At 51.0% G+C, this 22,169-nt stretch carries 15 protein-coding genes; 5 read left to right on the plus strand and 10 right to left on the minus strand.

Features of this window, described 5'->3' with window-relative positions; genetic code table 11:
- Nucleotides 1-1,522 precede the first annotated feature (1,522 nt).
- The 3 genes from LDN30_RS08335 to holA form a co-directional block, all read right to left on the minus strand.
- Nucleotides 1,523-1,858, minus strand: a complete 336-nt coding sequence (locus tag LDN30_RS08335) for a hypothetical protein (protein ID WP_223929224.1) — start codon at nt 1,856-1,858, stop codon at nt 1,523-1,525.
- 98 nt (nt 1,859-1,956) lie between these two features.
- Nucleotides 1,957-2,535 carry a helix-turn-helix domain-containing protein gene (locus LDN30_RS08340; protein WP_223926239.1) on the minus strand — a complete coding sequence of 193 codons (579 nt, stop codon included), beginning with the start codon at nt 2,533-2,535 and terminating at the stop codon, nt 1,957-1,959.
- A 1,332-nt stretch (nt 2,536-3,867) separates the two neighbouring features.
- Complete coding sequence (holA, locus tag LDN30_RS08345; protein WP_223926240.1) at nt 3,868-4,893, minus strand: DNA polymerase III subunit delta; 1,026 nt, start codon at nt 4,891-4,893, stop codon at nt 3,868-3,870.
- 101 nt (nt 4,894-4,994) lie between these two features.
- Here holA and LDN30_RS08350 point away from each other — a divergent pair, with 101 nt between their 5' ends.
- Nucleotides 4,995-5,453 (plus strand): type I restriction enzyme HsdR N-terminal domain-containing protein, encoded by a 459-nt coding sequence (locus tag LDN30_RS08350; protein ID WP_223926241.1) that lies wholly within the window; start codon nt 4,995-4,997, stop codon nt 5,451-5,453.
- A gap of 260 nt (nt 5,454-5,713) precedes the next feature.
- Nucleotides 5,714-6,664, plus strand: a complete 951-nt coding sequence (locus tag LDN30_RS08355; protein WP_223926242.1) for a DnaJ domain-containing protein — start codon at nt 5,714-5,716, stop codon at nt 6,662-6,664.
- Nucleotides 6,665-8,439: 1,775 nt separating this feature from the next.
- Here the strand turns inward: LDN30_RS08355 and LDN30_RS08360 are convergent.
- Entirely contained in the window at nt 8,440-9,255 is an 816-nt protein-coding gene (locus tag LDN30_RS08360) for a zinc ribbon domain-containing protein (protein ID WP_223926243.1), read from the minus strand.
- Between the two features lie 99 nt (nt 9,256-9,354).
- Nucleotides 9,355-10,158 (minus strand): Nif3-like dinuclear metal center hexameric protein, encoded by an 804-nt coding sequence (locus LDN30_RS08365; protein ID WP_223926244.1) that lies wholly within the window; start codon nt 10,156-10,158, stop codon nt 9,355-9,357.
- A gap of 1,199 nt (nt 10,159-11,357) precedes the next feature.
- On the opposite strand from LDN30_RS08365, the gene LDN30_RS08370 reads away from it, so the two are divergent.
- Entirely contained in the window at nt 11,358-12,455 is a 1,098-nt protein-coding gene (locus tag LDN30_RS08370; protein WP_223929444.1) for an agmatine deiminase family protein, read from the plus strand.
- A 20-nt stretch (nt 12,456-12,475) separates the two neighbouring features.
- On the opposite strand, the gene LDN30_RS08375 is transcribed toward LDN30_RS08370, so the two are convergent.
- Nucleotides 12,476-12,664 carry a hypothetical protein gene (locus LDN30_RS08375; RefSeq protein ID WP_223926245.1) on the minus strand — a complete coding sequence of 63 codons (189 nt, stop codon included), beginning with the start codon at nt 12,662-12,664 and terminating at the stop codon, nt 12,476-12,478.
- A gap of 62 nt (nt 12,665-12,726) precedes the next feature.
- On the opposite strand from LDN30_RS08375, the gene LDN30_RS08380 reads away from it, so the two are divergent.
- A complete protein-coding gene (locus LDN30_RS08380; RefSeq protein ID WP_223929225.1) occupies nt 12,727-13,599 on the plus strand; it encodes a carbon-nitrogen hydrolase in 873 nt (290 codons plus the stop codon).
- Between the two features lie 270 nt (nt 13,600-13,869).
- Here LDN30_RS08380 and LDN30_RS08385 read toward each other — a convergent pair whose 3' ends face one another.
- The 4 genes from LDN30_RS08385 to LDN30_RS08400 form a co-directional block, all read right to left on the minus strand.
- A complete protein-coding gene (locus LDN30_RS08385; RefSeq protein WP_223929226.1) occupies nt 13,870-15,162 on the minus strand; it encodes a Y-family DNA polymerase in 1,293 nt (430 codons plus the stop codon).
- A 53-nt stretch (nt 15,163-15,215) separates the two neighbouring features.
- Nucleotides 15,216-15,644, minus strand: coding sequence for a hypothetical protein (locus tag LDN30_RS08390; protein ID WP_223929227.1), 429 nt, complete (start codon nt 15,642-15,644; stop codon nt 15,216-15,218).
- 109 nt (nt 15,645-15,753) lie between these two features.
- Nucleotides 15,754-17,022 carry an MFS transporter gene (locus LDN30_RS08395; protein ID WP_223929228.1) on the minus strand — a complete coding sequence of 423 codons (1,269 nt, stop codon included), beginning with the start codon at nt 17,020-17,022 and terminating at the stop codon, nt 15,754-15,756.
- Nucleotides 17,019-20,819 carry a DUF4922 domain-containing protein gene (locus LDN30_RS08400; protein ID WP_223929445.1) on the minus strand — a complete coding sequence of 1,267 codons (3,801 nt, stop codon included), beginning with the start codon at nt 20,817-20,819 and terminating at the stop codon, nt 17,019-17,021. The genes LDN30_RS08395 and LDN30_RS08400 overlap by 4 nt, the downstream gene beginning before the upstream one ends.
- Before the next feature lie 216 nt (nt 20,820-21,035).
- Between LDN30_RS08400 and LDN30_RS08405 the strand changes: the two genes are divergently transcribed.
- Nucleotides 21,036-21,977 (plus strand): hypothetical protein, encoded by a 942-nt coding sequence (locus tag LDN30_RS08405; protein WP_306421511.1) that lies wholly within the window; start codon nt 21,036-21,038, stop codon nt 21,975-21,977.
- Nucleotides 21,978-22,169: the final 192 nt, after the last annotated feature.

A 22,169-nucleotide genomic window follows, 5' to 3' on the forward strand; every position in this document is an offset into this window, starting at 1 on the left:
ATCTGATTGCCTATAGCTGCCTATGATTGCCTACCGCTGCCTATGAATACCTATCACTTCCTATGATTGCCTATCTCCACCTATGATTGCCTATCGCTGCCTATAGCTCCCTATTGCCTATCGTCTCCTATGGCCCCTATGATTGCCTATCGTCCCCTATGGCCCCTATCTCCCAAGTCTTCTATGATTGTCGTAGCGGCCGGACCGCCCGTGAAAGAAGTTGTAAGAAGATTCCTCTTCCGTGCGCAAAGGTAGCAAACATAATCCCCGATTCCAAATTTTGGCTTTTTATTGCCGTTAAAATCAGTTAACTGCGACCCATAAACATCACTTTTCCATATTTATCGTTTACACGAGGCATATTTATCGTTTACGCGAGGCATATTTATCGCATATGAGGCGCATAAATATCACTTCTGCTATTTCAAACAATCGGGCAGGAGGTAACCACTAATCTATGGGCCTCGGCTTTAGCTGTAGCCTTCCCACTATGAGGGCGACTTAGAGACTTACACCCATTATGACATGCACTTGCCGGGCGGACAGCGAAACCACCACCCTAATTCAGGGTAGCGGTTCCGACCACAAAAGCAAAACAACTTTAGTCAACTGGCAGGAGCAAACAGGGTACCTATAAACAAGTTGCGAGGCACCACTATTTGCTAAGTGGAGAAAGGTCATTACTAATTGGCTCCGCCACTTGCGTCGCGGTGTCGCGGTGTCGCGTAAGGCCGTTTCCGTCACGAAACAGAAAGAAGGCTAAAAATGAGACTATAGAATGAAATATATTTATATTATATATACTAAATATTATTTAATATATTAATTATCAATATTTTATATTAATATAAATATCTTCCTTTTTATTTACGTTTTGTTCTTCAGTGCATCAGATACCTATAAACGTGGCGGTGTGGCACTTGCGTAACAGCGTAACAGCGTAACAGCGTAACACCGTAACATAAGGTGCATTCCGACATGCGGCACGATAAAGACCAAAAATGAGACTATAGAATGAAATATATTTATATTATAAAATACTATAATATTATTAATATATTAATTATCAATATATTATATTAAGATTAATAATTTCTTCTTTGTTTACATTTATCATTTAGCCGACATCGGAATACACCTTATGTTACGGTGTTACGGTGTTATGCTGTTACGTTCATTGCTGATTGGTTTCGCCACTTGCGCCACAACGCCACAACGCCACACCGCCACATAAGGTGCATTCTGCGCACGAGGGGGATGGAAAAAGGCATAGTAAGAGGGATAACTTTCTATCGTCTCGAAAATATGGATCCTCTAAAACAGAGCCAACCAATAAAGGATGTCGCGACTCGCGACTCCATGCTTTGCCTCAGGTACCCCCGCAAATCACCGTAAACTTAAAACAGTAATGGGTCGGGCAAATAGCCGACGCCCTTGATCTCGATAAAATCTCAACACATAATCATCAATAGAACCATTCCATAACAATGAAGACCCACCCCTAACCATCATAGAAATCATTTCATAGGGGGCGAAAATCCACCGCATAACCATCAAGGGAGCAAACGAATAACGATGAAAGCCTCACCGCATAACCATCAAGGGAGCAAACGAATAACGATGAAAGCCTCACCGCATAACCATCAAGGGAGCCAACGAATAACGATGAAAGCCTCACCGCATAACCATCAAGGGAGCCGACGAATAACGATGAAAGCCTCACCGCATAACCATCAAGGGAGCCGTCGAATAACGATGAAAGCCTCACCGCATAACCATCAAGGGAGCCATCGAATAAAGATGAAAGCCTCACCGCATAACCATCAAGGGAGCCGTCGAATAACGATGAAAGCCTCACTAACTAACCATCACTGGGAGCCATTCGCAGGACAACGAAAGATTGACAGCCCAACCATCACTGAGACCATATCATAGATGCTAAAGCCTCAAAACAAGTTACTTCTTGGGGACGAACGTCTCACATGTCTGGTCATCATAGATAACTAAAATCTGCTGCACAGACCGACGAATATTGTTAATATATTTCGTAGTAACTATATTCGGATTCTGAGCCCCATTTTGGCCGTATCGGCCCTGTGCGGTCATTGGTTGCTGACCACGAGCGGAAGAACCTGTAGAGGTCGGAGAGGCAGACCGCAATGCCGACGGAGCAGCGGCCGGCGACGGTGACGAACCGGAATCAGCAGGAGGAACATCACCAGTCGACTCCGATGAAGACGAAGAAGGGTAGGAAGGATCATTAGCATCGCCAAAATCGATGAAAGCCTCACCCTGACTCTTAGCCGGAGCTGACGATGAACCCGTATCGTTGAACATCGGACCCACACCGTCGATGAGCCAACTGTAGTTAAGAGTAGGGTATTTATCCTTTATGGCCTTGATGGTATTCAGGGTGACCTTAGTGCGCTTAGAGAAGATGCTACTAAGGGTAGCCGACGAAATTCCTAAAAAATCAGCGAAGACCTGCTGGTTCATGTGCTGACTCTCCATAAGCTCTTTTATACGTTCTTCCATTGCTTCTATGACTGAAAATGGTTCACAAAACCGATTATACTATGATTTTACAAAGGTAAAGAGAATATTTTAGAGTACAAAATAAAATGAGAAGAAATTTAGAATTTAAGAAATTAAATATCAAAAGCAAGATTGTTACATATCTAAATCGCAGAGTGAGCAATTTAGATTTATAACTACAAACCTAAATTAGTATGATAAAGCCTTTACAAAGGGTTTTTAAAGCGGATTTTTCCAATAAACTGGGTATCTTTAGGTATTTACACGCATACAAGCCGATTATCGGGGCAAATATACGCTTTTAACATATAAAGGACTCTAAACCCAACTAATAATTTTGCATAAAATCTAATAAAAGGTTGGTTACCAACTATTTAATAGGGAATAAACGGCACGTATAAATATACAAAGACATATTCTATATGTTAACATTTATATTTTGATTTCGTAATTTACAAGTCTATGTGCAGTTTGTAAATCACAACATTAAGGTTTACAATACTAAATAATAGGGTACCGATTTACCTTTTTACAACTCTAAATTAGAATCTTAAATGAAAACATTTGTGAAATGTAAATATCAGGCCCTAAAATTCAAGCGCTTTTATCATTTCTCGTTTATTCTGAGCGACGGCCCACGGAGCCTTCAAATACGCGATTTTCGGGCTATGTAAAAATGGATTAACCCCACTAAAAAACAGCGAGTTAACCCCTAAAATCTATGTCACGGAAAGCCGAAAAAGAGGTTGAAAGAGACTCAAAAACGGCAAAAATCCGACCGAAAGTGAACTTTTTTCTGCTGTTCTACTGCTGTTTTCGGGTGAGATTCAGTGATTGTGAGATGGCGAAACCAGCGTTTCAGACTCTTATCGGATGGGAAATTCAGTCGGTTCAGCCACATGCCCCTCCAATCAGAAAATCCGATTCACTGTCAGAGCCCTCCCACGAACGCCGAACAACAGTAGTTGCCGAAGCGGGAACGAGGGTGCCTGAGCCCCTTTGGGCGGGGTATCGGGAACAAAAAGCAAGAGCTGCGGGGAGGCAGACGAGAGCAGCAAGCAAAACGGAAGTAGCTGTCGGAGCCGAACGAAACCGCGGGGGAACGGGCAGCAGAAGTAACGGAAGCTAAACGAAAATGCCGAGAGACTGGAGTGCTGCCGTGCCCGAGTGGAACACTATGGCCGAGACGGCAGCTGTTAATGAAGGATGAAAAAGAGATTAAGATATCGGTCTACAATGGCAATACCTATGTAGGTGATACCTATGTAGATGATGCTTATTATGTAGCCAATACCTTATTGACGATTCCTTTGTAGACCGGGGCTTCAGCTGTTAATGGAGGATGAAGAAGAGGAGCTCCTTCATGAGATCGCCTGCACTGGTGTCGGGGTTTTCTATTCCTTTACTCTTTGCGTCGATCTCGCGAATCTTTGAAATGATGTCCATTGTCTTCCGTGCCGAGTAGTTTCTCTTTCCGGTGACATAGTCGCGTGCTCCCCACGGCGACCTCATATCCAATGCTTTTGCGATGTCACTCTCCGTTCTGTTTTGCGGAGAATAGTAGACGATCATCAAATTCTGGAAGAAATTGAAGATCATCGGTAGGAATGAATAGATGGAGCCCGCTTTCGGGTTTGTGTCAAAATATTTGATAATCTGATTTGCCTTGAAAACATTCTTCTGCACGATGGCATCACGCAGCTCGAAGGAGTTGAAATCCTTGCTCACCCCTATCTCCCTCTCGACGATATCCGGTGTCACCCTCTTGTCGTCGTTTGGCAGACTGATGATGACCTTGTCGAGTTCGGAAGTCATTCGGTTGAGGTCGGCGCCAATATGCTCGGCGATCATCTGAGCCGACTTTTGGTCGATGCTCACATTTTTCTTTTTCAGGTAGTCGGCGATGAAAGCCGGCAGCTGATAGTCGCGCAGTTTCTTACTTTCGAACACCACCCCCGTAGCCTGAGCCAATGCGATGACCTTTTTACGTGCGTCAATTTTGCCGTTTTTGTAACACCATACAAGGATGGTTGATTTTACGGGATTTTTGAGATACTTTTCGAGCGGCTCCAATTGTCTCAGAGCTTGTGCCTCCTTGACGATAATCACCTGCCTCTCGGCCATCATCGGAAACTGATGAGCCTGGTCGACGATTTTCATCGTTGTCGTGTCGGCACCATATATAACAGTCTGGTTGAAATCGCGCTCTTCAGGGCGGAGTGCATTGTCGGCGATGTAGTCGGCAATTTTATCGATATAGTACGACTCCTCCCCCATAAGGATATATACGGGAGCGAATTTTCCGGCCTTGAGGTCCGACATTATTTGCTGGTATGTTGGTCCGCTTTTTGTTGGCATATCTCAAAATAATTATTATCTTTGCAGAATCTAATGATTTGCAAAGATAATACAAAAGAAGATGAAAACAAAATGTTTTCCGTCGAAAAGTCAGAAAGTCAATGTTCAAAGTTCAGCGTCTCAATCTCCCACCTTATAATATAAGCATCCGTCAGCACGGCGGCCGCGACCAGATTTTCGATGTTCTGCGCCGGAAGTTTGTGGCTCTTACTCCTGAGGAGTGGGTGCGCCAACATTTCATCCATTTCCTTGCCGACCATAAGGGCTACCCTGCGTCGCTGCTTGCCAACGAGGTGCAGCTCCGCGTTGGCGACAAGACGGTGAGAGCCGACAGCGTGCTGTACGACACCAGTCTCCGGCCGCTGATGATCGTCGAGTATAAGGCCCCGTCGATAGCCCTCACGCAGAAGGTTTTCGACCAGATTTCGGTTTACAATCTCCTGCTCCACGTCGACTATCTCGTCGTCAGCAACGGGCTCGAGACCTACTGCTGTAGGATGGATTATGACAATCAAAAATATTTATTCTTGCAGGACATTCCTGACTACGAAAACTTATGACAATTGCGGTACCGCATCCCGCTGTTTTCCATCCACGGAATGGCTCCTGCCGATAATAAATCGGCAGTGAATCATAGTGGCAGAAGCCCTTTCTGCACCCTAATGAAAGCTCATCAATCGTGGATCAGCCACGACGGCGGAGCCACCTCATTTAATGAACAGAACGCAATGACGACGGTGCCATTTTTGGCACACTATTTGATGATTACAACGCAACGATAATATCGACAACGGAACAATAACAGATAACGATTACGACTATGGCAATAGCGAAATGGATAGGTGGTTTCCTTGGTTGGATTACCACGGGGAGCATGTTAGGCGGTCTCCTTGGTTTCTTCATCGGCAGTATGCTCGACAGTGCTTCCGGTGCAAACTCGGATCAGCAAGGAGGAGACGACGGTAGCGACTATGGCGGCTATGGAAGCGGTCAAGGCTACGGCGGCTATAGCGGAAGCTACAGAAGCGATGGGAGCCGCAGCGGCTACAGCGGAAGCTACCGTAGCAGGGGAAATCGCAGCAGCGACCGATTCAGCAGCGGGTTTAGCGGCGGCTACAGCTCTGATGATGAATTCCGCACCCGTCAGGGCAACCGCAACTCGTTTCTCATCTCGATGCTGGTCCTGGCCAGCTATATCATCAAGGCCGACGGCAGGATAATGCACTCCGAAATGGAGTTCGTGCGCCAGTTTCTCCGTCAGAATTTCGGCAGTGAGGCTGTGGATCAGGGCAACGAGATTCTTCTGAAATTATTTGACGAACAGAAACATCTATCACCATCACAAATCAAGGAGGCCATCCGCAAGGCATGCGTCGACATGAACCTCCACATGGACTACTCCACGCGTCTGCAGCTCCTTAATTTCCTTGTGCTCATAGCTCTTGCCGACGGCACCCTCTCGCCGGAGGAGGTGACGGCAATACGCGAGGTGGGCATCTATCTCAACATCAGCCGGGAAGACATCGACTCGATGCTCCACCTTAATAAAACCGTTGGCGACGAAGCTAGTCTCGACGATGCCTATAAGGTGCTCGGTGTGAGCCCCGATGCCACCGATGCAGAGGTCAAGGCTGCCTACCGCCGTATGGCTCTGAAGAATCATCCCGACCGTGTGGAGGCCCTCGGCGACGACATCCGCAAAGCTGCCGAGAAGAAATTCCAGGAGATCAATGCCGCCAAGGAGCTTATCTGGAAAGCGCGGGGGCTGTAATGCTATTCACCCATCACTGTCCTCAGTTGGATTCACTTATAAACGGGTCTCTCCTCTTCTCCATCTGCTGAAGGTTATCCACCTTTTTAGCAGCATTGAGGATTGAGAATAATAGCTGAAAAAACAGAACAAAATACTCCGCAATTGTTATTTCGTTGCAAAGTTACACAATATTTTATCCGATTCCAAATTTTAGGGGTATAGAAAGGAGGGTAGAAAGGAGGGTAGTGCGGAATTTTCGTTGATCGCGGACAGCCAATATCGAGCGCAGCGACCGCAGTCTGGGGTAGAACGTAGACGCAAGACATCCACGACCAGCCTCGGAGAGGTTGAATAGCGGTACGCGCGGAGCACATGCACAGCCGATAAATCCTGTGGGTGGAGAAGAATACCACACTTTCTACAAAAACAAATAAAACCCTTGCGCTTGCAAGGGCTTCGCCCTTTGGTGCCTCGCCGTCACCGTCTTGCCCGAAGCAAGCTTCGGCAGGCCGATGCGGCTCGTCGCCAGCCTTCGTTCCTCGGGCTTGCATCACAGCAAGAAAAACCCCGCTCGTTCCTCGCTGAAAAACAGGCTGACGCGTTGACAGACTATAGTCAAACGGGTACTTGGCCACTACTACCACCAAGGCATGCCACTGTCTCAAAATTGTTTTCCAGCGAGGAACGAGCGGGGTTTTTCTTGGTGTCAGCAGCATCATCCGACGGAGGAGGATTTGACGTTGACCGGCTGATGGCGGTCAGAGGCGAGACCTCTCGCAAGCCACCACCCGGCAACAGCAAAGGGCTTTGGCCCTTGACGCTGGCACAAAGGTTTTTTAAGGTTTTGGTAAAAAACTAAAACCACAGGGTTTATCCACTGCGCCGGAACACATGCACTTTTGCGCACTCCGTGCTATTGTGCGTCTTCGAGGCACTGATTGTATGGCTGTCGGCATATATATTCCCCGGACTGCACTCGCTATCGCTCGCTTAGTCCGGGGTTATTGACGATTCAGCCCCGCTGGGGCTGGTAGTGGCAAAGGGCAGCAAGTCTTTCGTGGCCGTAGGATGGGGATAAGCCGCGCACATTGGATTGGCGTGGCACAATGCCGACATTATGCTGCAACCGCACTATGCAGCTGATAATGTGGTTGTTGGCAAATAATCACGATTCCTTTCCTTTGCATCTGACAATGTGGTTGCTGGCAAATAATCATGATTCCTTTACAGTTGATAATGTGGTTGTCGGCAAATAATCATGATTCCTTTATAAGGTGACCGTCCGCAAATGACATTAGCGTTATAGTGCGGATGAAAGTTAAAACATTGATAGTTAATATATTGCATAAAAACAGTAGGGGGCGGAGCTCATCCCTGCCCTATCAGCAGCGAGACATTTGTATTGAATCTTGTTCGCTGCTGGTAGGACGGGGATAAACCCCGCCCCTACGGTGGCCGAATGCCGCAATGACGGTGGCCGAATGCCGCGATGACGGTGACCGAATGCCGCGGTGACGGTGACCGAATGCCACGATGACGGTGGCCGAATGCCGCAATGACGGTGGCCGAATGCCGCAATGACGGTGGCCGAATGCAGCAGTGACGGTGGCCGAATGCAGCAGTGACGGTGGCCGAGTGCCGCGATGACGGTGGCCAAATGCCGCGATGACGATGGCCGAATGCCGCGATGATCAAATGATGCAAGCATCTAAGTATCAATTGCTTGCATGACAATTACAATCGCTTGAGGAACATCATTGTTTCAGTTTTCCCCCACTACGACCGTGTGGCGATTATTCCTCTTCGGTTTTCTTTCTGCGTGTAGTACGACGGCGCTTTGGCTTTTCCTCGGTCTCGACTTTCACTCCGGCGAGTTCCGGATCGATGAGGATACGTCCGCAGTATTCGCAGACGATGATCTTCTTGTGCATCTTGATGTCGAGCTGGCGCTGTGGCGGAATCTTGTTGAAGCATCCACCGCATGCGTCACGCTGCACGTAGACGATTCCCAGACCGTTGTGTGCACCTTTACGTATGCGCAGGAAAGACTCGAGCAGGCGCGGTTCTATGCGCTCCTCGATGGCCTTTGCCTTCTCCTTGAGCTGTGCCTCCTCCTCGCGTGTCTCCTGGAGGATGCGGTCGAGCTCCTCGCGCTTGTCGTCGAGAGCCTTCTTGTGGTCCTCGATGTCGGCCTGAGTCTGCTCGAGCTCCTTGCGGTGGCTTTCAACCTTGTCGTTGGCCTCACGGATCTTCTTGTTGCAGAGCTCAATTTCAAGGGTCTGGAACTCAATTTCCTTACTCAGGGTGTCATATTCGCGGTTGTTCTTCACGTCGTCGAGCTGAGCCTTGTAGCGCTCCACGCTTGCCTGAGCCTCGCTGATCTCGCTCTGCTTCTGTGCGACAGCATCCTGGAGTTCCTTTGTCTCGTTCTCGATTCTCTCCACACGTGTGTTGAGTCCTGCGAGCTCATCCTCGAGGTCCTGCACCTCGTTAGGCAGCTCACCGCGCAGAGCACGGTTCTCGTCGATAGCCGAGAGAGTTGTCTGTAGCTGATAGAGGAGTTTCAGTTTCTCCTCAACGGATAATTCTTTTACGTCTTTCTTAGTCATATCTGTTGTTTGCTAATTGTTATTCAAAATGAAAAATTTATGTCGGAACTATGCACTAAAGGCTTATAGCTCAACGATTTTCATCGCCGCTTGCTATTCTCAGAGATACAGTATCGGATTAGTGTTGACGGTTGTGAACTGTGTTTTCACTCCGGGGCATTTCTCCTCGATAATCTCCTTGAAAATTTCGGCTGTAAACAGCTCGCTCTGGTAGTGGCCGATGACGCAAATTTGTATTTGCTGTTCGTGGCCGAAGAACTCGTGATAGTGCATCTCACCGGTGACGAATGCGTCGGCACCCTCAGCAATGGCTTTGTCGAGGAGGAACGATCCTGCCCCACCGCACAGGGCCACGCGCTTTATCTGTCGGCGCAGCAGTTGGTTGGCCTGCACACACTCCACCCCGAACGTGCGCTTAAGATTGATGATGAAGTCGTCGGCAGCCTGAGGCTCAGCGAGTGTCCCCACTACTCCTTCACCGCCATTGACCTGCTGTCCGCCGGGGGCAGCGGCCGTCTGTCGGTGTCCGAAGAATGCCACATCGTCAAGTCCCATCTTCCGGGCTATTCTGAAGTTCACCCCACCCTCAGCAGCATCCATATTCGTATGCATCGAGATAATGGCTATGTCGCTCTTTATCGCCTTGCTCACCACGCGCTGCACGTAGTCGTCGCCGGTGATATGGGCGAGGCGGTGGAAGATGAGCGGATGGTGGCTGACGATGAGGTTGAAGCCCAGAGCGATGGCCTCATCGACCACAGCCTCGGTGACGTCCAGACACAACAATGCCCCTGATACTTCCGCATCTGTTAATCCTATCTGCAAGCCGGCATTATCATAGTCTTCCTGCAGGGGCAGAGGCGCAAATTGTTCAAGGGCACATAATACTTCCTTTATTTTCACGCTAAATATGTATTTTAGTATGCAAAGATACAGATAAAAAGACATTATCGGTCAAGACACGCCATTACTTTAACTATTTTTAAGTCTTTTTACTTTCGTTCGCCCCCGGCTATCCCTAAGTTTAACGATTCATTCCGAAGGTGCTTGCCATGAAATTCACCCAACTTCTTGCTAAATTCCGCGGTTGCAGGAATTAATCTATATGACGGCGGTTCATAATGCATCTTTATCACACGGAAAGGGCACCGCAACAATAAAACGACATAGAAATATTTTAACACGATTCTAAGACATATCGTTTCAGCTTGCGAAACGGTCCGTTTCAGCTCGCGAAACGGACCGTTTTGCGTCCTAAAACGGACCGTTTTGCAACGCCAAATGGCATGTATCAGTAACTCATTGAGAATCAATGCTATACAAAGACAGAAAGAAATACGGCGAGATGCGAATTACTTTTACATTCTGTTATCATCATTCTCCTCTCGCCACGCGCTTATAGCTTTCCTCACAATCGAAAGAAAGTCCATGCCATCGCCGACAACTTGTATTCCGACCACAGCACCGGGGTAAGCCGACGGGCTCTTGGCGATCGGCAAAAAGAAAAGGGACTGGAACCCCGCAACGGAATTCCAGTCCCCAAATTATGTTAATTACTACAGCTTGAAATCGTGTGTTCGAAACGATTTTCCGGTTCTTTCCTCCTTACACTGGGACGTTCACGCGACCGATGTTATACATCCGCAGAACATTCACACAATAGTGATTCAGTTTCTTGCTGGCAAACAGCTTCTTAATAGTCTTCTTCATAATAATTCCCTTTCTTTTTAGTTTATACCAAGTTTTCTTATCGCGACCCTCAGGCTCCGGCGCGGGTCGACTGCTGTCTTTCCCGTCGTCAGCCTTGTGGGCCTATCTATGGTCCAACGACCATATTGTTGTTTTTATACCAAGTACTTCACTCTTAACGGGTGCAAAGGTAGTGCCATTTGGCGGAGCTGACAAGCAGAGCGACGGAAAAGCACCGGTGGGCGGCGGTTTTATTGACCTCGGTCAGTGGGGTTGACGAAAATCAATGACGAAAAATGATATATATCAAGTCATCGGGATGCAAAAAATGTCAGTCAGCATTCGGTGGGTATCCATTTTTTTACTACCTTTGTGGGCACAACATTACTTATCGAAAACTATCTGTCATCATGATGAACAAGAACAAACAATGCGACTTCCGGCTGCCAGCAGAGTGGGAAGAGCAAAGCGGAATAATGATAGCGTGGCCCCATGAGGGCACCGACTGGGCACCATATCTCGAAGAAATTGAGCAAACCTACACAGAGCTCGTCGATGCCATCACGCAGTATGAGTATGTCTTGCTCCTGGCCCGCGACCCCGAGGACGTGAAAGCCAAGCTGCGTAAGCGCCTCAAGCACTTGCAGATGCGCCGTATAATCTTCAGGCAGATGGAATTCAACGATACCTGGACGCGCGACTACGGTCCTATAACCCTCTGCTCACATCATCAGACGCGTGGATTCTTCGTACCCAACCACATGCTCGACTTTAAGTTCAACGGGTGGGGCGAGAAGTTCAAGGCCGACCTCGACGATGCCGTCAACGTCCGACTCTATTATTCCGGAATCTTTTACGGTGCCCTGGAGAATCATTCCGACTTCGTTTTTGAGGGAGGAGCCATCGACACCGACGGTCAGGGCACTATCTTCCTCACGCGCCACAGCCAGACGGCTCCCCACCGCAACCAGCCGCTGACCGAGACAGAAATTGACAGCCGACTGCGCTCTATCTTCGATTTTGCCGACAGAATTGTGTGGATTGAGCATGGAGAGCTCATCGGCGACGACACCGACGGCCACATCGATACTCTCGTGCGTTGCGCTCCCAACAACACGCTGCTCTACGCCGGTACCGACGACGAGAGCGACCCGCAGTATGGTGAACTGAAGCTCATGGAGGAGCAACTGAAGGACCTGCGCACCACCGACGGCCGACTGTATAATATAATGAGGCTCACCCTACCCGACCCCGTCTACTACGATGGTGAGCGGCTGCCGGCAACCTACGCTAACTTCCTGGTTATCAACGGAGCGGTAATCGTTCCCACCTACGGACAACCCGACCGCGACCGTGAGGCCATGGACATCATCGGCAGCGCATTCCCCGACCGCAACGTCATCGGCATCAACTCGCTCGTGACCGTACGTCAGCATGGCAGCTTCCACTGTCTGACAATGCAACTGCCAAAGGGATTGCTCATCACCGAAAACAGCTACATGTTTACATAACGTCACCGACTATCGAGAGGCTATATGTCGAATGGCACATAGAACTGTAACTCCCGAGGTCTCAGTACGTTATACTGATGAATCTGTTGATTGTTAGTGTAATAATGCTGCTCACAGGTCTTTGTACCGAGCACATTATTCAGCAACAGTCCTGCCTCGTAAGTCTTCTGACGATATAAGGTGGGAGCGTTCATGATATTCCTTCCCATGCAGCATGCAAGAAAAGAAACAAAAGACGTAACTTTGCAAATAATAGTAAAAACAGAGAAAAATGAAGATAGGAATCATCCAACAACACAATACACCTGACGTAGCCGACAACAAAGCGCGGCTCCGCGAAAAAATCGACAAGCTCGCTGCCGACGGCGCGAATCTCATTGTGCTCCAGGAGCTTCACAACACAATATATTTCTGTCAGACAGAGAATGTTGACAAGTTCGACCTCGGCGAAACGATTCCCGGTCCGTCGACCGATTTCTATGGTGCGGCAGCGCGCGACAACGGCATCGTCCTGGTGGCATCGCTCTTCGAGAAGCGTTCCGCCGGTCTGTACCACAACACAGCCGTAGTCTTCGACAGCGACGGATCGATAGCTGGCAAATACCGTAAGATGCATATCCCCGACGACCCCGGCTACTACGAGAAGTTCTATTTCACCCCCGGCGACCTTGGTTTCCACCCTATCGACACCAGCGTGGGGCGCTTGGGAGTGCTCGTCTGCTGGGATCAGTGGTATCCTGAGGCAGCGCGGCTGATGGCTCTTCAAGGAGCCGAGCTGCTCATCTATCCCACGGCCATCGGCTACGACGCCCACGATACTGCCGACGAGCAGCAACGCCAGCGCGAAGCGTGGCAGACGGTTATGCGCGGCCATGCCGTGGCCAACGGACTGCCCGTGGTGGCGGTCAACAGAGTGGGATGGGAGGAGGACGATGGCAGCCGCTGCCAGTTCTGGGGCACGAGTTTCGTCTGCGGACCGCAGGGCGAATATCTCTTCAAAGCCCCTGAGGATGAGGAGTCTACAGCCATCATTGATGTCGATATGGAGCGTTGCGAGCAGGTGCGCCGTTGGTGGCCGTTCCTCCGCGACCGCCGCATCGAGAGCTATGGCGACATCACCCGCCGGTTCATCGACAGCAAATAGCATCATACAATGATTCTTTCGGCTGACAGCGGGAGTGATTCCGCGGCTGCCAGCAGTGCCACATAATTATTTTCTGCCTACCTAAGAATCTGATTCTTGGGCTATTAAGAGATTCGTACATTGATTTCGCCGACAGCCATAAGGGCAGGTCCTTCGGCTGATAGAAGATTCATACACCGGCTCATCGGCTGCTGTCGACGGGATGGTTACCTCACGATGAAGGTATCAATCCAGTGTCATAAGCACCGCTCTTACTGCCCCAGCGCCCCGCTATCTCACGATGAGTATATCGCTCCAGCGCGTAGTATAATTTGGACTGCGCAGGTCATGCTTGATAGCGTTGCGGAAGGTGTCGGCCTTTCCCTTGCCGTCCTTGGCCGTATATTGCTGGCTACCAAGGACAATGGTCTCTGACCCATTACGTCGGTTGATATTGTCGACAGCCTCCGTAAGGCGCCGCAACTTTTCGCGGGCGGTTGCGTTGTAGTCGGTAAAATCGGTCTGCACGGGGTTATCCCCACTGATTCCAGAGACTATAACCCCTGCGCGCTTGTATTTATATGATGTGCGGAATATGCGTTTCAGACATTCAAGGGCTCCGCTGACCACTTCCTGAGTGGTGTTGACGGGTGTGAGGAAGGTCTTAGAGCATGCGTTATCATACTGCGGCAGGTCGGGGCGGAAGTGGTTGGTGTCGATAAACACCATCACCATACTGCATACCGAGTGCTGCTTGCGCAGTTTCTCCGAGCACCGTGCGGCATAGTTGCTCACATGCGTCCGCAGAGTCGTGAAGTCGTCAATCATCCCCGGGAACGACCGACTCGTGCAGATGCTCTTCTTAGCCGTCATCTGCTCCGTTGGCACACAGTCGATACCCTGCAGCTCCTGCCACGTTCTCAGGGCGTTGATATTGAACGTCGATCTCACCCAGTGGGCACCGAGCTGCGTAAATTCCCACGCCGTGTGCACATCGTCGCGCAGCAGCCGGTCGGCGTAGCGGCGGCCTATGCCCCATACCTTATCTATAGGGAAGAGTTTCAGGGCCTTTTCGCGTTTTTCATCACTGTCGATGACGCAGCAGTGGTTATATCCTTTGTAGTCCTTGGCAAAGCGATCGGCACACTTGGCAAGGGTTTTCGTAGGTGCAATACCGATGCTCACGGGGATCCCCGTCCACTTCAGAATTTTCTTATGCAGGTCCTCGCCCCACTTCTTCAGATCGTCAATTCTCATTCTGCTGAGGTCGCAGAAGGCCTCATCGATGCTGTATCTGTAGAAGTAGGGACAAGCCTTGCTAATCAAACTCATCACGCGGGCCGTCATCTCGCCGTAGAGCTCATAATTACTTGAGAAAGCGGTGACGTTATAAGCACCAAACTGTTCCTTCAGTTGGAAGTATGGCATTCCTGCCGGTATGCCCAAGGCCTTAGCCTCAGCCGACCGCGCCACGACGCATCCGTCGTTGTTGCTCAGCACCACAACGGGTTTCCCCACGAGGTCGGGGCGAAACACCCTCTCGCAGGAGCAATAGCAGTTATCGCAGTCGAAAATAGCGTACATCGTTTTCCTCCGTTTTTCAGTTTCTTCCGTCTCCGTCCGCCGTCAAGCTACGGTCAGCCGACAATGGGCTTACGGCCGCATTTCTTTTCTATTTCGGCAAGCATTGCCGCAGGCAGTGGCGTCGATGCCCCCATCAGGACCGCAATATCGCGGTAGAGCAGGGCTATGGCCACCGACCCGAACTTATCGTCGAGACGCGCTCCGGGGTCGGTTTTGAGATAGTCGTTGTCGCAATCGAGCATGACGAGGAAAGACTTTGGCAGTCCGTTCAGAGCCTCTGCCGTTGCGTCGAGCCCGAAGAGTGCCGTCACCTCCGCTTGTTCGGCCGCGTCGGCATCGGTCAGCGAGGCCACGAAAGCACTGAGATCGCCGAGCGACAGTGCCACGGTGTTCTTCACTTTGTTCTCTCCAGTACCGTCGATATAGGTAAATCCGCCCTGGATATACTTCCAAAGGTCTGTAAGTCTTTCTTTTTCAGTCATTTTTACGTCTCCTTCTTATTAAATTTACGATTCTCAATATACTCCTGAACCTACCAAAATCAGTCAGGGCTCATTCTTTTTAGCATAGATTTTATTCCTCCGCCGATGCTCACTCCTTGCCGAAGTGCTCGTCAATCTTGAGGAATCTCGACACGACGAACGGCAGTACGCAGCTTGCCATCACTATGATGAAGAACACTCTGTAGCCCACCGTCTGAGCCAAGGCCCCGGCGAAGAGTCCCGGAATCATCATGCTCAGGGCCATAAATCCGGTGCACAGCGCATAATGGCTTGTCTTGTGCTCTCCCTGACTGAAATAGATGAGGAAGAGCATATAGGCCGTAAATCCAAAGCCATAGCCGAGATTCTCGACGAATACAGCTATATTTATTGCCATGAGACTCTGCGGCATAAAGTAAGCCAAATACACATAGGCGATGTTCGGGATTGTTATGGCGAAAGTCATCGGCCACAGCCACTTCTTCAGTCCGTCGCGGCTGGCGAGCAATCCGCCGATTATTCCACCCGCGAGCAGTCCTATCACCCCCACGGTACCGTTGACAAGACCGAACTCCTGCGGCGACAGTCCCAGTCCTCCCCTACTCGGCTTGGCCTGTAGGAAGAGCTGCGACACCGGTGTGAGCAGGGCTTCGGGCAACCGGAAGAGCATCATAAAGAAGATGGCAACGATAATCTGCGGCTTCTTGAAGAACGAGACGAAAGTCTCCAGGAATCCGTTGAGAACGTCCTTGGCTGTTTCCGTCTTGCGGTTTACATCCTCGTCGGGACGCGGCAGCACGGAGCTGTGATAGAGATAGAAAGCAATGAACAGTCCCGTCAGCCCGTAGAAAATCAGTCCCCAGGAGAATCTAATCTGGTTGCGGAAGAGCACCTGCAACACCCCCGCCAACATTATCAGCACCCCTTTGCCTATAATCATCGACAGCCGGTAGAAAGTCGACCTTATGCCCACGAACAGAGCCTGGTTGTGCTGGTTGAGTCCCATCATGTAGAATCCATCGGCAGCCACGTCGTGGGTGGCACTCGAGAACGCCATCAGCCAGAAGAAGCACAGCGATCCCTGCAGCCACAAATCGGTCTGGACGGTGAAGGCCACACCGGCAAAGGCGGCGCCGAGGAGCAACTCCATAGCCACTATCCACCAGCGCTTAGTCTTGAAGAGGTCAAGAAACGGGCTCCAGAACGGCTTTATCACCCATGGCAGGTATAGCCAGGCTGTATAAAACGTTATCTGGGCATCGCTGAGCCCCATCTGCATATATATCTCAATGCTCAACAAGGTAACTGCCACATAAGGCAGTCCCTCGGCAAAGTAAAGTGAGGGCACCCAGGCCCATGGTGATTTGAATCTGATCATTTGTAAATTTTCTCAATCTCCGCCCCACTGTAGTAGTGGAGGAGAATCTGGTCGTATTTATAGCCTTGCTCACCCATGACGGCGGCACCTATCTGACAGAGCCCTACGCCGTGGCCCCACCCCGCTCCGTCGATGCGGAACCGCTGTGGAACGCCATCGACGATATCCTGACGGTCGACGACAAAGGCCGAGCTGTATAAGTGGCTCTTACTCAGAACCCTGCGAATTTCGAGTTCCTTTCCGATGATGAAGGTTCGCTTCGTACCAACAATCTTCAGCCGCCATATTCTGCCGCTGCGTCCGCGGTCAAGGGGTATGAGGTCGACAATGTCGCCAAAGTCCATATTCAGTTTCTCGTCGATGATTCCGGCAAGTTCGCTCTGGGTGTAATCCACGTGCCAGCGGTAGAAGTCGCGGGTCTCCTGGTCGTAGTCGTTGAGCACCTGCGAGAGGATTTTCTTGTCGTGGGTATTGCAGAAAGCCTCCGGCTCAGAGAGTATCCACTTGCGGGCCGCAGCCTCCACGGTGAGGTCGGGGACCGCCGCCGCAGCCGCGGTATCGCTCACCGACTTGAGATAACTCTTAGGGCTGTTCTCCCAACAATACTGGAATTCCTCTGTCACACCGCCACAGCACTTGCCGAAACGGGCATCGCAGATTTCGCCGTCCGACGTAAGAATCTGTCCGCGTGTCTGTCTCACGGCTTCCTCCACATGCCGGTTCGTGGCCATTGTTATGCCCTGATAGCGCTGGCAGTGGTCGTCGGCACAGACATCGAAGATGGTGTGGTCCTCACGGTCGTACCAGCGTATGAGCTCGTCGTCTTTCTTTATGAACGAGAAGAAGTTATTGCTGCCCTCCCCCATGGCGCGCCGCTTCTGCATCTGAGCCAAAAGCCAGCTGCGGGAGATGACGGCATGGGCCTTGAGGAGCTCCATCGACGACGTGGCACTCATCTCGCTCGATATGACGCTCACGAGATACGTCTCCACCGGCAACTCGTTGATGGCACATATTTTGTCGGCCTCGACGACGAGATGCAGTGTGCCGAGGAATGTCTGTGTCTCCTTCCGCTCCCAGTGGAAGTTCACACCGATGGTGACATCGAAGAGCGAGAAGGAGGCATCGGCTTCCTTCTGCGTAAATCTCAACTCCCGATATTGGGTTCCGTTCCACAGTATGCCACCTTCGGAGAATTCCACTACCTGATCGCCGGTGATGTCCTCGCCCTTGGCGGTGTACGGTTTGTTCAGCCGGAAGTGAATCTTCTGTGCGCTGACAATGCCCACGGTGACCTCCGGCTCACGTATTTTCTTCAGCGACACCTGATGGCGGTGGTTGGCGGGATGCTCCTTTATCTTGCTTACCACGGCCGCGAAATCGTCGTCAGTAAGGGCCACTTCCTGCAGAATATCCCTCAGACGATCGGCGGTGAGGGCCTCATAATCCTCGCCGCGGGGCGTGATGACGAGTCCCGCCATATCGAGAGCACCGGGACTAATGAGCATCTGGCTGCCGTCGGTGGCCGAATAGCAGTCGGGACGGTGCTTGCGCCGAGGGATGACAACGGAGAGATAGATGTCGCCATCGCGCCATGCCACAATATTCATCATTGGCTCCTCGTCATCGTCGTGGACAGGAAGAGCCTCGTAGACGTGGTGGAAGAGCTCGCTGTCGGTATCCTCGGCATTGCTGCGGATGAGAAGTGCCGGCACGGGATAGTCGCTGACCACCGACACATCGTTATGGTCGTCGAGCCGACAGACGACTTCGAGATTGCGGCACAGCCGTTGCCAGGCCTGCTGCAGGGGCAGAACGCCGCTTGTTCCGGCCTGAAAATGCATGTGGTCGGGGGCACTGGCACCACACTTCGGACCGTTGTAGAACACCATCAGCTCGGAATAGGCCGCAAGCAGCTTATGTATCTCACGGTAGTTCGGGAGAATGCGCTGTGGCTGATGGCGCCGGGCAGGAATCGTGAAGTGCATCGGCAGGATGGGGAACGGATTGACGAGGAGCTCAAACTTCTCGTCGACATTCTTCGACATCTGCACGCTTGGGCGGTTTTTCTCGCACAGGAAACAGGGGCGGCGGGCTATCGCCGCTTTGTCTATCTTCGCTCCGGTACTGACGATGCGTGCGGGATTGAACTGCACCTTTGCCGTGAAATCGCCTATCGGCAGCTCGCGCACCTTCACGTCCTGAAGGTCGTGGAAGCGCTGACGGGCATCGTCCCACCGCTCCAGCTGGCGGTTGAAGAACCGTTGCAGACTGCCGTCGTCGGCCCTGTCGTCGTGATGGAGGTTCATCTGCTGGCGAGCCATAATTTCCATTGTCCGCAGCCGGTCCTTATAGAGGTTGTTGGCGTTCACCTTTTCTATGCTCAGCGCATGGTCGGAGTTCCCGCCCCAGCGCCTACAGAGGTATAGTTCAGTGAAGATGCGGCCTATGCGGTAGCGCCGGCTGAAAGCCAGCCCCATGGCATAGTCCTCGCCATAGCTCGTATTTGGGAACTTTATCTGTCGGACCAGAGGGGTGAAGAAAGCGCGCGGAGCCCCGAAGCCGTTGATTCTCAGAGCGTTGTTGGCACCATTCTCGGCCGTCCACTCAGCGTGATTGATGAGTCCCGGCGGGAGGGTGTTGAGGTCGAAGTCGCACATGCGGTATGACCCCACAATCATAGCAGCTTTCTGCCGGTAGAAGGCATCGACGATAGTCTGTAGCGTCGACGATGACGAGTAGAGGTCGTCGCTGTCGAGCTGTACGGCGAAACGGCCGCAGCGGTCGTCGCTGACGGCGAGATTCCAGCATCCGCCAATGCCCAAGTCGTGGCGTTGCGGAATGATGTGGATGAGTCCGGCATCGTTGTGCGAGGGCTGGTGCGCCGCTGCCACCTCGTCGATGATACGTCCCGTGGCGTCGGTGCTGTGGTTGTCGACGACGATGACGTTAAACTTGAATGTCGTCCGCTGTCCGAGCGCGGAGACAATGGCATCACGGATGGTTTTCTCACGGTTGTAAACGGGAATTATCACCGATGCCTCTATATCGAAATGCTGTTCGCCGAAGTCGGGGTCACGGTACTTCGTCGTATCTACAATAGCCCCGATGGCATCGAGATGTCGTGTGGCCACCTTCTCCATCTCCACCTGCACGTCGCGGTTGCAGGGGTTGACATAGTCGAACTGCTTCTCTCCGCTGCGGCGGGTGTCGAATTCCTGCTCTGTGTAGAGATATTCGTTTAGGTGCACCAACGCTCCTCTCCGGCTGAGCCAAAGCCGCAGTTCATAGTTTCCGGCGAAGGTCCAGTCGGTATCGTCGTGGCTGCGTGCATAGTCGCGCAGTGCATTGCCGTCGATGAGGACGAGCGATCCGAAGTCGAAATCGTCGCGGATGCTTCCCTGCTGGTAGTCGATAACGGGATGAGCCACGCGCTCTCCGTTCTCCATCGAGTAGTGGTCGCTGTAGACGAGCATAGCCTTGGTCTCACGGGCCACCTGCTGCAGGCGCTCTAAAGCATAATAGCCCAGCGTCAGCGGTGTGGTCTTGGCATACAGCAGGGCGTAGTCGGCATCGGTATTCTCGGCGATGCTGAGCATGGCACGGCTCGACGAGATGCTGTCGACAATTATAAACGAGGTGTCTTTAAGCGGTTTGTTGCTGCCGGCAAAGCCGGTTGTGACCAATAAATTGATATGTTGGACTGCACTGCTCTGCCGCATCTGGTCGACGAGCGGCTCGACAACGGCAAGGTCGTCACAGGGCAGAAAGCAGTCTATATTCTCTCTTTGTCCCATCATGAGTTATTATTTATGTGCAAATTTAGTCGTATTTTATTTTTTATGCAAGAAATTTATCCATAAAAAGCAATCGTTTTGCCCAAACGACTCATTTATTTGCGTCTTGCAGCCACATCAGCAGTGCCACCACCGAGTTCAGAAACGAAATATCGGCTTATCCCTTTGGAAAATAAAAAAAAACTTTATCTTTGTGGACAAAAGGAAGACAGGCTTATGATAGTTCACATTGCAAATCCTATTTACGACTCCGTCTTCAAGTATCTGATGGAAGACGAGAGAATAGCCAAGACTATTTTGTCGGCACTGCTGAAGAAAGATGTCGTCAGCATTGCCGCGCGTCCGCACGAGTACGCCAACGAAAACCGCGATAAGATATCCATGTTCAGTATCGACTTTGCCGCTACCGTCCGCGAGGCCGACGGCAAGGAGCATTTTATACTCGTAGAATTGCAGAAGACATGGCTTGAGACCGAGACCCTGAGATTCCGCCAGTACTTAGGCGCGCAGTACAGCGACAAGCGCAATATCGACAGGAACAGCCACGAGGGCTATGCCATACCGATGGTAACCATCTATCTTCTCGGACACCGGGTTGGCGACATTGAGGAGCCCGTTGTTTATGTCAACCACGACTCCTACGACTACGACGGCAATATGATTACGAAGGGCATACCCGACCCGTTCATCGAGAGCCTTGTACACAACAGCATCATAGTCCAGATTCCCCCGCTCCATGGACAGATAAACAACAGGCTGGAGAGGGTCCTCAGCGTTTTCGATCAGACCAAGGCCAATGCCGACGACCCGCATATTCTCAGCCTCGACGAGAACACCTATGCCGGTGACGACAATATGGAATACATCGTCCACCGCCTCACTGAGGCCGCCGCCGACAGCGATATGCGCCAAAATATGAATGTTGAGGACGAGTATTATTCGGCCATCGAGAATCGGGATACGGCGATAATGAACCGCGACAAGAAAATTAAAGAGCAAGAAAAAGAAATATTAGAAAAAGATAAAAAGCTCTCGGAGAAGGACTCTCAAATCCGCTCTTTGGCCTTGGCGCTGAAAGACAAGGGCATGTCTCTGCAACAGATTGCCTCACTTACCGGCATCGACAGCGAAAGGCTGAAGGCTATTCTCGGCTCATAAGCATTTCTGTGGGCTATCGAAAGCATTCTGATTCTCCTCCGTTTGGTTCCCGCTCATCACCACAAGACAATTCTTCGTGGGCACAGCACTGGAATCACGGCAACGGCGGAGAGGATTATTATGGCCGCAGGTGTACATCTGATGCGGGGCATTTACGAACCGGACAGGAAAAGGTCAAAACTCAGAAGAAAC

This window comes from Prevotella lacticifex, from assembly GCF_019973375.1.
Classification (GTDB): Bacteria; Bacteroidota; Bacteroidia; order Bacteroidales; family Bacteroidaceae; genus Prevotella; species Prevotella lacticifex.